11 protein-coding genes are annotated in these 13,526 nt (G+C 69.1%); 5 read left to right on the forward strand and 6 right to left on the reverse strand.

Annotated elements, in window-relative coordinates; genetic code table 11:
• The first annotated feature begins 57 nt into the window (after positions 1-57).
• From G481_RS0101875 to ygfZ, 3 genes are read left to right on the forward strand one after another with little or no spacing between them, the layout of a single operon-like run.
• A complete protein-coding gene (locus G481_RS0101875; protein WP_028028493.1) occupies positions 58-1,164 on the forward strand; it encodes an acetoin utilization protein AcuC in 1,107 nt (368 codons plus the stop codon).
• On the forward strand, positions 1,161-1,703 hold the full coding sequence (gene thpR / locus G481_RS0101880; RefSeq protein ID WP_028028494.1) for an RNA 2',3'-cyclic phosphodiesterase: 543 nt from the start codon (positions 1,161-1,163) through the stop codon (positions 1,701-1,703). Before G481_RS0101875 ends, thpR begins: the two co-directional genes overlap by 4 nt.
• Positions 1,704-1,740: 37 nt before the next feature.
• Positions 1,741-2,496 carry a CAF17-like 4Fe-4S cluster assembly/insertion protein YgfZ gene (ygfZ, locus tag G481_RS0101885; RefSeq protein ID WP_028028495.1) on the forward strand — a complete coding sequence of 252 codons (756 nt, stop codon included), beginning with the start codon at positions 1,741-1,743 and terminating at the stop codon, positions 2,494-2,496.
• 110 nt (positions 2,497-2,606) lie between these two features.
• On the opposite strand, the gene G481_RS0101890 is transcribed toward ygfZ, so the two are convergent.
• The 3 genes from G481_RS0101890 to G481_RS0101900 all read right to left on the reverse strand — a co-directional run bounded on the left by G481_RS0101890 (position 2,607) and on the right by G481_RS0101900 (position 5,576).
• Positions 2,607-3,731 (reverse strand): N-acetylglucosamine-6-phosphate deacetylase, encoded by a 1,125-nt coding sequence (locus G481_RS0101890; RefSeq protein ID WP_028028496.1) that lies wholly within the window; start codon positions 3,729-3,731, stop codon positions 2,607-2,609.
• Positions 3,728-4,576 carry a glucosamine kinase nucleotide-binding domain-containing protein gene (locus tag G481_RS0101895; protein WP_028028497.1) on the reverse strand — a complete coding sequence of 283 codons (849 nt, stop codon included), beginning with the start codon at positions 4,574-4,576 and terminating at the stop codon, positions 3,728-3,730. The genes G481_RS0101890 and G481_RS0101895 overlap by 4 nt, the downstream gene beginning before the upstream one ends.
• Positions 4,577-4,718: 142 nt before the next feature.
• Positions 4,719-5,576, reverse strand: a complete 858-nt coding sequence (locus G481_RS0101900; protein ID WP_028028498.1) for a hypothetical protein — start codon at positions 5,574-5,576, stop codon at positions 4,719-4,721.
• A 238-nt stretch (positions 5,577-5,814) separates the two neighbouring features.
• Here G481_RS0101900 and G481_RS0101905 point away from each other — a divergent pair, with 238 nt between their 5' ends.
• Positions 5,815-8,343 carry an ABC transporter permease gene (locus tag G481_RS0101905; protein WP_028028499.1) on the forward strand — a complete coding sequence of 843 codons (2,529 nt, stop codon included), beginning with the start codon at positions 5,815-5,817 and terminating at the stop codon, positions 8,341-8,343.
• Between the two features lie 174 nt (positions 8,344-8,517).
• Here the strand turns inward: G481_RS0101905 and G481_RS0101910 are convergent, their stop codons facing one another.
• Positions 8,518-10,977 carry a penicillin acylase family protein gene (locus G481_RS0101910; protein ID WP_028028500.1) on the reverse strand — a complete coding sequence of 820 codons (2,460 nt, stop codon included), beginning with the start codon at positions 10,975-10,977 and terminating at the stop codon, positions 8,518-8,520.
• A 75-nt stretch (positions 10,978-11,052) separates the two neighbouring features.
• On the opposite strand from G481_RS0101910, the gene G481_RS0101915 reads away from it, so the two are divergent.
• Positions 11,053-11,931 (forward strand): NAD(P)-dependent oxidoreductase, encoded by an 879-nt coding sequence (locus G481_RS0101915; protein ID WP_028028501.1) that lies wholly within the window; start codon positions 11,053-11,055, stop codon positions 11,929-11,931.
• 152 nt (positions 11,932-12,083) lie between these two features.
• On the opposite strand, the gene G481_RS0101920 is transcribed toward G481_RS0101915, so the two are convergent.
• Both G481_RS0101920 and G481_RS0101925 read right to left on the reverse strand, forming a co-directional pair.
• Complete coding sequence (locus G481_RS0101920) at positions 12,084-12,746, reverse strand: transglutaminase domain-containing protein (RefSeq protein ID WP_028028502.1); 663 nt, start codon at positions 12,744-12,746, stop codon at positions 12,084-12,086.
• Positions 12,746-13,516, reverse strand: coding sequence for an enoyl-CoA hydratase-related protein (locus tag G481_RS0101925; RefSeq protein ID WP_028028503.1), 771 nt, complete (start codon positions 13,514-13,516; stop codon positions 12,746-12,748). The genes G481_RS0101920 and G481_RS0101925 overlap by 1 nt, the downstream gene beginning before the upstream one ends.
• Between the last annotated feature and the right edge of the window lie 10 nt (positions 13,517-13,526).

Genomic DNA, 13,526 nt, shown 5'->3' on the forward strand with positions numbered 1-13,526 from the left:
GCCCCTTGCAGTGCGGGTTGCGCCGTGATGGGCTGGGACGGGAAACAGGGGGATCGCATGGAGCCGGTATTCATCGGGCACGAGATCTATCGCGGGTCGAGCTACGGGATGCGCCATCCGCTGCGGGTGCCGCGCGTCTCGACGGTCATGGATCTGTCGCGCGCCATGGGCTGGCTGCCGGACCGTGCCTTTCGCCGCAGCCCGCGCGCGCGGCCTTCGGCGCTGACCCACTGGCATCACCCGGCCTATATTGCCGCCTTGCAGGAGGCCGAAGAGTTGGGGCCGTCGGAACACCTCAAGGCCTTTGGTCTTGGCACCCATGCCAACCCGGTCTTTCCCGAGGTCTGGCGTCGCCCGGCCACATCGGCCGGCGGGGTGCTGCTGGCGGCCGAGATGCTGCGCGATGGCGGCACGGTCTATGTGCCGGCAGGGGGTACGCATCATGGCCTGCCGGACCGGGCGAACGGGTTTTGCTATCTGAACGATCCGGTGCTGGCCATGCTGGCGCTGCGCCGGCTTGGGGCGGCGCGCATCGCCTATGTCGATATCGACGCCCATCATTGCGACGGGGTGGATCTGGCCTTTCGCGATGATCCCGACACCCTGCTGATTTCGGTCCACGAGGAACGCCGCTGGCCCTTTACCGGCGCGCTGGAAGATGGCGGGTCGGGCAATGTCTTCAATCTGCCTGTGCCAGCGGGTTTCAACGATTCCGAAATGCGGGCGGTGCTTTACGAGCTGATCTTGCCACGGATTGAAAGCTTTCGCCCCGATGCCATTGTGTTGCAATGTGGATCGGATGCGGTCGAGGAGGATCCGCTCTCGCGCCTGTCGCTGTCGAACAATGCCCATTGGTCGGTGGTGGCGGCGCTGCGCACGATTGCGCCGCGCTATCTGGTGCTGGGGGGCGGCGGCTACAATCCGTGGTCGGTGGGGCGGTGCTGGGCCGGGGTCTGGGCCACGCTGGTGGGGGCCGAGATCCCCGACCGCCTGCCGGATACGGCCGAGTCCGTGCTGCGCGCGCTGGTCTGGCACGATGCCCCCAAGCGCAAGCCGGTGCAGCCGCACTGGTTCACCACCTTGCGCGACGCCCCGCGCGACGGCGATGTGCGGCCCGAGATCCGCGCCCGCCTTGCCGCGCTGGCCGCACGCAACACGCCATGACCCGCGCGTTTGTCGCCCTGCCATTGCCCGAGGAGATCCGCAGCAAACTGGCGGTGGCGCAATTCCTGTTGCCCTTGCCGCGCAAGGTGCCCGCTGAAAATCTGCACATCACCCTGGCCTTTCTGGGCGAGGTTGCGGATCCGGTGCTGGCAGATGTGCATCTGGCGCTGTCGGCGCTGGGTCTGCCGCCGGTCACGCTGCGGCTGCACGGCTTCGGCCTTTTCGGCGGCGCGCGGCCGCGCAGCCTGCACGCGCAGGTGGCGTCCGGGCCAGAGCTGGGCCAGATGCAGGCGCGGATCGCGCGGGCCTGCACCATGGCCGGCGCCCCGGCCGACGGGCGCCGCTTTGTGCCCCATGTCACCCTGGGCCGGTTTCGCGCCGATCCGGCCGAGGCGATGCGACTGGAACGGGCGGTCGCTGAAGGGGGCGGGTTCCGCGCGGGGCCCTGGGTGGCCGATCGCCTTGTGCTCTACCGCTCGGACCATGGCCATGACGGGGCGCATTATAGCGAACTTGCGGCCTACCCCCTGACAGGCTGATCCCCCGCGCCTATATTCGCCCCGCAGGAGGCCCCGAATGACGCTTGGCGAAACCGATCCGACCCGAACCGTGCTTGCCATCAGCGGCGATGACCGCGAGAGCTTCTTGCAAGGGCTGGTGACAAACGACATCCGGAAAATCGCGCAAGGCCCTGTCTATGCAGCGATTCTGACGCCGCAAGGCAAATATCTGGCCGATTTCCTGCTGGTGCCGGGGCCCGATGGCACGATCTGGCTGGATGTGGCCAATACCTTGGCCGACGATCTGCTGAAACGTCTGACCATGTATCGCCTGCGGGCCAGGGTCGGGATCGACCGCACGGCGCTCCAGGTGCGCCGGGGCTTGGGCCCGGCACCATCTGACGCCATTGCCGATCCGCGCCACCCGGCGCTTGGCTGGCGCGCCTATGGCGACGCGGCGGGCGGCCCGTCCAGCATCGACTGGGACGCGATCCGCGTCGATCACTGCATTCCCGAAACCGGGATCGAACTGATCCCCAACGAGACCTATATCCTTGAAGCCGGGTTCGAGCGTCTGAACGGCGTCGATTTCCGCAAGGGCTGCTACGTCGGGCAGGAAGTCACCGCCCGCATGAAACATAAAACCGAGCTGCGCAAAGGGTTTGTCACCGTTTCCGTAAGCGGTGACGCACCACCGGGCACCCCGATCCTTGCCAACGGACGCGAGGCCGGCACGCTGTTCACCCGCTCGGGCAACCGCGCCATTGCCTATCTGCGCCTTGACCGCACCGATGCGCCGATGATGGCCGGCGAGGCGGTGGTCACGCTCTGACCCGGTGACGCGTCCATGATGGGCCAATCGCGCCCGGCCCGGCCGCTTGCGCGCGCTTTGGCTTTGCCTTTTTCCAAATACCCATTCACCGCCGGCCAGACCGCGCCCGCTCAGGCAAGCCGCGCCCCCGCCTGCCACACGCCCTGCAAGGTCCAATCCCCGTCCAGATGGATCAGATCGGCCGGCCCGCCAGGCGCCAGATACCCTGCATCCGCGCCAACCAGGCCGGCCGGCACGCGCCCCGCCATGGCCAGCGACCGGTCCGGTGCAATCCCCAGCCGCCGGATCAGAAAGGCGACCGCCTGCGGCAAGCTCAGATCCGCCCCGGCCAGCGTGCCGTTTTCCAGCACCAGCCGCCCGCCCCGGCGCAGCACGCGGCGATCGTTCAACAGGAATTCGCTTGCATCGGTTCCGGCCACCGCCATGGCGTCCGATACCAGGAACAGCCCCTCGGGCCGTGCGGCAAGCGCGATCTGCAACACTTCGGGCGCCACATGAACGCCATCGGCGATGATCCCGGCACAGGCCGTGCCCGCCAGAACCGCGCCGGGCAGGCCGGGTTCGCGGTGGCCAAGCGGGCTCATGGCGTTGAAAAGATGCGTCGCGCAGCGGGCGCCGGCGGCAAAGGCGGCCTGCGCCTCGGCCCGGCTGGCCTCGGCATGGCCAAGGCTGACGATCACCCCGGCCTGCGCCAGCCGGGAAATCTGCCCCGGCGTCACCGCGCAGGGCGCCAGCGTCACCATCAGCGCGGGCAACCGGCGGGCGGCCTTACACAGTGCCTGACAGTCGGCCTCTTCCATCGGGCGGATCAGCGCGGGGTCATGGGCACCCGCGCGGCGCGGGTCGAGATGCGGGCCTTCGAGATGCAGGCCCAGAAACCCCGGCACCCCGGCACAAGCGATACCCGCCGCGATCACCCGCGCGGTAACCTCGGGGCGGTCGGTGATCAGGGTCGGCAAGATGCCCGTGGCGCCCAGCCGGGCATGGGCGGCGCAAATCCGCGCCAGCTGCGCGGCATCGGTTGCGGGGCCGACCATCACCCCGCCCCCGCCATTGACCTGAAGATCAATGCAGCCCGGCGCCAGCACCCCGCCGGGCAGGGGATGCGCCGCGACGCCCTGCGGCACATCGCTGCGCAGCGCCTCGATCCTTGGGCCGTCCAGCACCAGCACGGCATCGGGGTGCATCCGGGTGCCGTCAAAGACAGTGGCGCCGGTCAGGGCAAGGCGTGTCATGCCGATCTCCGTGCAAGCAAAAGTGCCCCGTCCAGTGCCGAGCCGATCGGCGCGACGCAAGGCCAGCGATCCCCCAGCCGCGCGGCCCAAAGCGGGCCAAGGCCGCCGGTCCAGGCGACGGGCAGGGCGCCGGGGCCCTGCAGATGGGCGATGCTGGCCGCGACTTCCTCGCCCGCGACCTCCAGCAGCGCGGTTGCCGCGGGATCGTCCGAGGTGAACAGATCCGGCGCCAGCGCCGCGAAATCGGCGGGCCTTGCGGCAATGGCCCAGGCCACCGTGCCATGCGCCCCGCCATGGCGATCCAGCACCCCGGCCAGCAGCGGGGTCATCGCGGCCAACCCGTCGCCTGCGCGCAGGGCCAGCGCGACAAGGCGCCGCCCCAGAACCGCGCCGCTGCCCTCATCGCCCAAAAGGAAGCCCCAGCCACCGATCTGGCGATAGGCGCCGCCCCGCAGGGCCGCAAACACCGATCCGGTGCCCATGGCCGCGACAATGCCGTCCTGCCCCCCAAGAGCGCCCAGCGTGCTGGTATAGGCGTCCGACTCGATCACCGCCCGGGCAAAGGGCAGCCGGGCGGCCAGCCACGCGCCCGCCCCGGCCGCGACAGTGCCCGCAAGGCCTAGGCCGGCGGTGGTCCGGGCCATGACATCGGCAGGCGACTGGCCGGGAAAGGCTGCAACCACGGCCCTGGTGCTGGCGGCAAGGATATTGGCGCAGGCCCCTTCGGGGTCGAGCGCGATGTTGGCTGGTCCTGACGCCGCCTCGGCCAGCACATGGCCATCGGCATCCGTCAGCCGCACCCGGCAGCCGCTGCCGCCGCCATCCACCCCCAGAAACAGCCGCATCGCGCCTCCGCTTGTCCGGCGCATGGGGCCGGGTCGAGTTTGCCTTGCCAGAGCGCCCGGCCCCGGCCGTGGAGGGTATTTGGAAAAAGGCAAAAGCGCAAACGCCTGCGAAGGTGGCGGGACCGGGGCGCCGGGGGGCGGCCTAGACCAGCACCTCTTGCAACAGCGCATGGTGCCCGGCGCCCAGGATCCAGCCCTCTTCCATCACCTGTTCCAGCGGGGCGCGCGGCGCCATGATGGTGGCCAGCGCGCCCTGATCCGACAGGCGCATCACTGCCTGAGCCAGCAGATCCACCTGCGCGGCATCAAGGCAGGGATAGCGCGGCAGGGCTTCGGCCAATCGTTGGTCCAGCATTGAGAAATAGACCTCGGTCAGGACGATTTCAGCATGGTCCACCGGCTCGAAGGGCCAGACGGCCACCTTGCCCGGCAAGGCCGCGCGCAGGCGCTGGAGCACCGGGATGCAGGTCAGCGCCTGGGCCCCCACTGCGCCGATCCCTGCCAGCTGGAACATGGATTTCGGCGCAACACGGCCAAAGCGGGCGGCCAGCTCGATCCCCCGGTGCCAGCCCATGCCGGGCGGCAGATCGGGGCGGGTGCGCATCAGCCCCGGGGTTCCCGCGCGGGTGCCATCGCCCCAGAACGGCCCGCCGCCGGGGAAGGCGCGGTTCGCCTCGGCCGCCACAAGACGGTGGTTCGGGCCCTCGGGGGGGTCAATGATGCGGGCGGCAAGCCAGTCCCAGACCGCCAGCGCCCTGGGCCGTCCTGTCAACCCTTGGGCAAAACCTGCAGGCCAGGCAAAGCCGATATCCACCCCGATCAGCAGCCGCCCGGGCTGGCGGGCAAGGTCGATCAGCGCGGTTTCGGCCAGGGCGCGGGTGGGCAGATTGACGGGCGGCGCAGCCCCGGCCCCGGCCAGACCCAGCCAGATCGAATCCTTGCCCCGCCTGGGCCCCCGCGCCGAGGACCAGTCCAGCATCGCGATACGGTCGAACCTCATGTCAGCGCCTGCATTCGGTAGGGGAAGCCGGCCGATCCGCGACCGGCCCCGGCGCAAGATGGGCGAGGCGGTGCGCCAAGGCAACCTTGGGCGGAAAAATCGCAGGCGCTGCATTGACCGCTCACGTTCCCGCGACCACGTGCTGCCCTGCGGCGAAAGCGGGTGGAGACGGTATCGGGGCTGCGCTAGGCTCGGCCGGGTTTGACAGGTGGGGGAAGGTGTGATGGCAGGACAGGGCATGGGCTTGGCAATGCGGCTGGCGCGGCGCGAATTGCGCGGCGGGCTGCGCGGGTTTCGGGTGTTCCTGGCCTGTCTGGTGCTGGGTGTCGCGGCGATTGCGGCCGTGGGCATCGTGCGGGCGGCGATCCAGCAGGGCCTTGCCGTTCAGGGGGCGGTGCTGCTGGGGGGCGATGCGCAGATGAGGTTCACCTACCGCTATGCCTCGGACGAGGAGCGGGCCTTTATGGCGCGGGTGGCGGATCGGGTGTCCGAGGTGGTCGATTTCCGGTCCATGGCCGTGGTCGGCCAGGGCGCCAGCGCCGAGCGCGGGCTGACGCAGGTCAAGGCGATTGACGAGGGCTGGCCATTGCTGGGCCAGGCGCAGCTGGAGCCGGCGATGAGCGTGGATCAGGCGCTGGCGCCTGTGGGCGGTCTGCCGGGCGCGGTGATGGATGGCGTGCTGATGGACCGGCTGGGGCTGGCGGTGGGCGGCACCTTCCGGCTGGGGTTGCAGGAGTTCCGGCTGACCGCGCGGCTGACAAAGGAACCCGACAGCGCAAGCGGCGGCTTTGGCCTTGGCCCGCGCACCCTGGTGCGCAGCGCGGATTTGAAGGAGTCGGGTCTGATCGGGCCGGGCACGCTGTTTGAAACCGAATACCGCATGGTCCTGCCGCCGGGGGCCGATCTGGCCGCGCTGAAGGCCGAGGCGCTGGAGCGGTTCCGCGATACCGGGATGCGCTGGCAGGATCGCACCCGCGCGGCGCCGGGGGTGGAACGTTTCGTCGAACAGATGGGCGCGTTCCTGGTGCTGGTCGGGCTGGCGGGGCTGGCGGTGGGCGGGGTCGGCATTTCTGCGGCGGTGCGGGCCTATCTGGATGGCAAGACCGCCACCATCGCCACGCTGCGCACGCTGGGCGCCGGGCAGGGGCTGTTGTTTCGCACCTATCTGGTGCAGATCGGCGCGCTGAGCGTCTTGGGCGTGGTGATCGGGCTGGTGCTGGGGGCCGGGGTGCCGCTGGCGCTGGCGCCGGTGATCAACGCGCTGCTGCCGGTGCCGGCGGTGTTTGCGCCCTATCCGCTGCCCTTGGCCGAGGCGGCGTTCTACGGGATCACCGTCTCGCTGCTGTTCACGGTCTGGCCGCTGGCGCGGGCGTCCTCGACCCGGGCGGCGGCGCTTTACCGGGCCGCGTCGGGGCGGGTCACGGGCTGGCCTGCGCCGGTCTGGTGGGCGGTGACGGCGGGGCTGGCAGTGGCGCTGGTCGCGGGCGCAATGGCGTTTTCCGGCGCGGCGCTGCTGGCGCTGTGGGCGGCGGTCGGGGTGGCCGGGGCGCTGCTGGTGCTGGTGCTGGCGGCGCAGGGGTTGCGCTGGCTGGCCCGGCGGCTGGCGCGCAGCCGGCTGATGCAGGGCCGTCCGGCGCTGCGGCTGGCGGTGTCGGCCATCGGCGGGCCGGGTCAGGAAACTGCCTCGGTCGTGCTGTCGCTGGGGCTGGGGCTGACGGTGCTGGCGGCGGTCGGGCAGATCGACGCCAACCTGCGCTCCGCCATCGCGCGCGATCTGCCGGACCGCGCGCCGGCCTATTTCTTTGTCGATATCCAGAACGACCAGATCGCCGGGTTTCTTGACCGGCTGACCAACGATCCTGCGGTCTCGCGCGTCGAGACGGCGCCGATGCTGCGCGGGGTGCTGACGCGGATCAACGGGCGCCCGGCAACCGAGGTGGCCGGCGATCACTGGGTGGTGCGGGGCGATCGCGGGATCACCTATGCCGACCAGCCCCCGGCCGGCACCAAGGTGGTTGCCGGCGAGTGGTGGCCCAGCGGCCATGACGGGCCGCCGCAGGTGTCCTTTGGCCTTGAGGAAGCGCAGGAGATCGGGCTCAAGCTGGGTGACCGGATCACCGTCAACATCCTTGGCCGCGATATCGAGGCCGAGATCACCAGCTTTCGCGAGGTGGATTTTTCCTCGGGCGGGATCGGGTTCGTCATGTCGATGTCCCCGAACGCGGTGCGCGGCGCGCCGCATACCCATATCGCCACGGTCTATACCGGCCCGGAACACGAGGCACGCATCCTGCGCGAGCTGGCGCAGGCCTATCCGAACATCACCGCGATCCGCATCCGCGATGCGGTGGCGCAGGTGACCGATGCGCTGGACGCCATTGCCACGGCCACGGCCTGGGCGGCCGGGGCCACGCTGCTGACCGGCTTCATGGTGCTGATCGGCGCGGCCGCGGCGGGAGAGCGCTCGCGCCTCTTCGAATCTGCCGTGCTGAAAACCCTGGGTGCGACGCGGGGGCGGATTCTGGCGTCCTTTGCGCTGCGATCGGCCCTGATGGGGGCGGCGGCTGGTGCGGTTGCGGTGCTGGCCGGCGGGATGGCCGGCTGGGCGGTGATGCGGCTGGTGATGGACGTGCCCTATCGGTTTGAACCGGTCTCGGCCCTGGCCATCGTGGCAGGCGGGGTGATCGCGGTGCTGCTGGCCGGGCTGGCCTTTGCGCTGCGCCCGCTGGCCGCGCGCCCGGCACGGATATTGCGCGCCCAGGATTGAGGGCGGGGCGGGGGGCCAGCCCCCCGGTCCGGCTTGGCAGCCGGACTCCCCCCGGGATATTTGGGGACAGATGAAAAGGTGCGCACGGGTCTTGCCTTTCATCTGTCAAAAAGTATCCCGGGGGAATCGCGGAACGCGATGGGGGCTGGCCCCCATTGCCCCGCCTGCCATCGACTAGCGCGGCTGAAGTTTCGTGATGCCGACCGCGGCGGCTTTGGCAAGGCCGGTGTCCAGCGACATCGGGATATATTCCCCGCGGCGCCACAGTTCGCCAAGGTTGTCATAGAACCGGCTGAGCGGGTGGCCCGACTGACCGGTCGAGGTGATGAAGACCGAGCTGTCCGGATCGGCGAAATCATAGACCCCGCGATAGCCGGCGCCATGGACGTTCAGGAACGGGTCGGGGTCCTTGCCCGAGGTGCGCCCGCGCAGCAAGGTGAAATCGCCGCCCGAGGTGGATTGCCGGATGTTGACCAGGTATTTCAGCACCGGAACCTCGCCCAGCGTCGGGTGGTCGTGGGTGGCTTGGTGCGCATCGCCCCAGCGCCAGCTTTCCAGATTGCTGCCATAGCGTTCGCTCAGGCGCAAAAGCGCCTCGTCCAGCGCGATGCGGGCAATGTCGGCGCAGGTCTCGACCGGCGAGGACTGGATGATGTCGCACCACTTGGCCGCGCCGCTGGCATTGGTGAACACCCGCTCGATGAACACCGGCTCGACATGGCTGAACTCGTCGGCCAGCGGGCCAAGTTCGTCGCGGATCAGCTTGTCTTGAAGGACGCGCAGCCACATCATGGCGATCAGCGGCTCGGGCAGGTGCTCGTTCATCTCGCCGTTCCATTCGGCCAGCATGGCCAGCGCCTGCTGGCGGCGCCGTTCCGGTGTGCCTGCGGCGGCAGGTTCGCCCGTGAACCACAGCTCGGCCCCGATCAGCGGCAACAGGGTGCGGGCGGCCGGGCTGACGGTATCAAGCTGGGCCTCGATGAAGCTTTCGCGGGTGTGGACATCGCGCATTTTCATCAGCCGCAGCCAGCGCTGGATGCGCTGGGTATCGCCCCAGTCAAAGCTGACATGGTCGGGGAAGGGGCGGTCGACGGTCTTGTTGTTGGTATTGCCCAGAATGCCGCTGGACGGATCGACAAAGCGGGGATTGCTGTCATAGGGCAGCATGCCTTGCCAGCGGTTTTCAGCCAGCCATCCCGGCGAGGGCATGCGCCCCTGGGTCTGGTGCCGCGGATCGCGCCTTGGCATCTTGCCGATGGTGACCATGGCAATGCCATCGCGGTCGGCCATGGTGACGTTTTGCGAGGGCGCGGTGAAATCGGCGCCTGCCGCGAGCCCTTCGGCGACGGATTGCGCGTGCATCAGCCGCAGGGCCGCGCTCATGGACCGATCGGCCGGGTCGAGCACCGTCCATGACACCGAGGCGACATGGCCGGGCGGCGTGACCGAGGCCAGATCGTAATGCGTCCCTGGCAGGACCGGGCCATTTTCGGTCCAGCGCAGGGTCAGGGTCAGCGGCTCGGCATCCTTGATGGTGACGATGGACCGGCGCGTCTCGAAAGGTTTCCACCCTTCGGGCGTCAGGTATTCCTGCGGATTGTCGGGGTTCAGCTTTTCGATGAACACGTCCTGATCATCGAGATAGCTGGAGGTCAGCGCCCAGCCAAAGCCTTCGGACCGCCCGGCCAGCAGGACGGGCATGCCGGGGATCGTGCCGCCGATGATGCCGCCCGATTTCAGTTCCAGCCGCGCCAGATACCAGATGCTGGGGGCGGTGAAGCCCAGATGCGGATCGTTGGCCAGCAGCGATCCGCCCGCCGCCGCGCGTTTGGGCGCCGCCGCCCAGGCGTTCGAGGCCCCGGCAAAGGGCAGGCGCGGAAAGGGGTTCAACGGATCGGCGGGGATGTTCAGCGCGGCATGGCTGGCGGGCACGCCGGGAAACAGGCTGGCGAAATCGGGCAGCGCCGCGACCCCCTTGCCCGGATCGTCGGGCAAAAGATCATGCAGGCGATCGTTGCCCAGCAGCATCGAGACGCGGGCACGCAGCACCTCGGATTCCAGATGGCCGGACAGCTGCAGGCCCATCAGCTTCATGATGGCGATGGAATCGGCGGGCTGCCAGACGGCGATCTGCGGATCAAACAGGAAGAATTCCGGCGCCCCGCGCCCCAGCGCGCCTTCGTTCACCTGGGCCAGCCAGGCGTTGACCCCGCGCGAATAGGCCTCGAGCGCCTTCAGCGTTTCGGGATCTTGCGCCGCGACCGATTGGGTCGCAAGACCATACAGATCGAACCGGCGCAGCAGCTCGTCGATGCGGGCGGTGCGCGCGCCGAAGATTTCCGACAGCCGCCCCTGCGCCGTGCGGCGCATCAGCGTCATCTGCCAGAGCCGGTCCTGCGCATGGGCAAAGCCAAGGCCGAAGAACACATCCTCATCCGTCGGGCCGAAGATATGCGGCACATTGGCATTGTTGCGCACGATCTCCATCGGGCCCGAGATCCCCTCGACCTGCCAGGTGGTGTCATAGTCGGGGATCGAGCGGCTGAGGACCGTCCACAGGAAGACAAGCGTCAGGATGACGATCCCCACCAGGGCGGTAAAGATGCGGAGAAGCCAGCGGAAGGTGGTGGGCATTTGGGCTTTGCTCGGGCGTCAGGGCAGGGTAACGGATGGGCTGACGGTAGACGAAAGCACAGGCAGGGGGAAGGCATGGCACGGGTCGCGTTTCTGGGGCTGGGGGTGATGGGCTTTCCCATGGCCGGGCATCTGGCTGCCAAGGGGCATGAGGTCACGGTGTGGAATCGCACGGGGTCCAAGGCCGAGGCGTGGGTCGCCCGCCATGGTGGCAAGGCCGCACCGAGCGCGCGCGAGGCCGCGGCGGGTGCCGATTTCGTGATGGCCTGCGTCGGCAATGACGACGATCTGCGGCAGGTCTGCACCGGGCCGGACGGCGCCTTTGCGGGCATGGCGGCGGGGGCGATCTTTGTCGATCATACCACGGTATCGGCGCAGGTCACGCGCGAGATGGCCGAGGCGGCAGCGGCCGCGGGCCTTGGCTTTGTCGATGCGCCGGTCTCGGGTGGGCAGGCAGGGGCCGAGAATGGCGTTCTGTCCATCATGTGCGGCGGCGATCAGGCGCAGTATGATGCGGCCGAGCCGGTGATGACCGCCTATGGCCGCACCGTGAAGCGCATCGGTGACAGCGGCGCGGGGCAGTTGGCCAAGATGGTCAACCAGATCTGCATCGCCGGGCTGGTGCAGGGACTGGCCGAGGCGCTGCATTTCGCCGAAAAGGCTGGCCTTGACGGCGCTGCGGTGGTCGAGGTGATCCAGGGCGGCGCGGCCGGCAGCTGGCAGATGGTGAACCGCCACAAGACCATGCTGGAAAACCGCTTCGATTTCGGGTTCGCGGTCGACTGGATGCGCAAGGACCTGGGGATCTGCCTTGATACGGCCGACCAGATCGGCGCCAGCCTGCCGGGCACGGCCTTGATCGACCAATATTACAAGGACGTCCAGCGTATGGGCGGGGGGCGGTGGGATACCTCGAGCCTGATCGCCAGGCTGCGGGTGATGGACAAGGGTTGAGCGGCCGGGGTTGAGCGGCTGGAGCCGAGCGGCAAGCGGGGGGCCAGCCCCCCGTCGTCATTGGGTCCAGACCCAATGACGCCCCCCGCCAAAGGGGGCCGTCTGCCCCCTTTGGAAACCCCCGAGGGTATTTTGGGCAAGATGATGCTGGATCAGTCGCCCAGGCGTCGATGCTGCCTTGCTGCGCGGGCCGCGCGCACCTCGGCCACGCCGACCAGCAGGCGCGGGTAGATGCGGCGCATCTCGGAGGTGAACAGATCAAAGGGCAGATCGTCGAATTCGCCGTGAAAGGCGATGTAGTCCATCGCCTTGCGTCCAGTGGCATCGAAGGGCTGGAAGATCGAATCCGTGCGGCCATCAAAGGTCAGCACCGCAACGCCCTGTTTCTCGCACATCGCGCGGTCAAAGGCCGGGGTGGCCTTGAGCCACTGGCCATCAATGTTCAGGGCGGTATAGGCGTGCCAGCGGAAGTCGGGATCGTCCATCATCGCGCTGAATCGGGGCGAGGTCAGGTGGTTTCGCACATCGGCGAACCCGACGCGCGCAGGAATACCGGCGGCGCGGGCGACGGCAGCCAGCAGCACCGCCTTGGGCACGCAAAAGGCGGAGGGCGCGGCCAGCACGTTCGAGGCGATCAGCGTCTCCGGTTCCAGCCGGAAGGCATAAAGATCATAGGGCACGGCATCGCGCACCGCTGCCGCCAGCGCGACCGCCTTGTCGCGCGGGCTGCCGGTGCCGGCATGGGCATCGGCAAAGGCGCGAATGTCAGGGTGATCGCTGTCGATGAAGCGGGTGGGGGCAAGCGCCGGGTCCATCAGCCCTTGGCCCCGCGTGCCGCGAAGAAGGCATCGACCGCGGCGCGCATGGCCGGGCTGCGTCCAGCCTCGCCTTGCAGGTCGCGTTCAAGATCGAGCATCGGGGCAAGGTCGGGGTCCGATGCCTGGGCGATCAACCGCTTGGTCATCGACACCGCCGAGGGCGCGCGTTCGGCAAGCCGGGCGCAGATGGCGCCAGCTTCGGACAACAGCGCCTCGGGGTCGACCACCTTCCATACAAGGCCCCAGCGTTCGGCCTGATCCGCCGTGATCCGGTCGCCCAGCAGCATCGCGGCCGAGGCGCGGATGCGCCCGGCGATCCGGGGCAGGAACAGCGTGTTGCCCGCGTCCGGCACCAGCGCGATGCCGACGAAGGGTTCGTAGAAAAAGGCCGACCGCGCCGCGATGACGATATCCGCCGCCAGCGCAAGGCCCACCGAGGCCCCGGCACAGGCGCCGTTCACCGCCGCCACGATCGGCAGGGGGGAGCTGCGCATCGCCCGCACAAGCGGGTTGAAATGAAGGTCCAGCACGCGGGCCAGATCGGGCACCGCTGCCGGGTCAAGGGTGGCAAGGTCATAGCCCGCGCCAAAGGCCCGCCCCTCGCCGGTCAGCAGGACGGTCCGTGCGCCGCCGGTTTCCGCCGCGCGCAGGGCGGCCAGCAGCTCGTCCGCCGTCTGGTCGCGCATCGCGTTCAGCTTGTCAGGCCGCGTCACGGTGATGCGGGCGATACCGTCCGCCATCTCCAGCCGCACATCGTCCCATGCCATGGTGATCCCT

It is taken from the genome of Gemmobacter nectariphilus DSM 15620 (assembly GCF_000429765.1).
Lineage (GTDB): Bacteria > Pseudomonadota > Alphaproteobacteria > Rhodobacterales > Rhodobacteraceae > Wagnerdoeblera > Wagnerdoeblera nectariphila.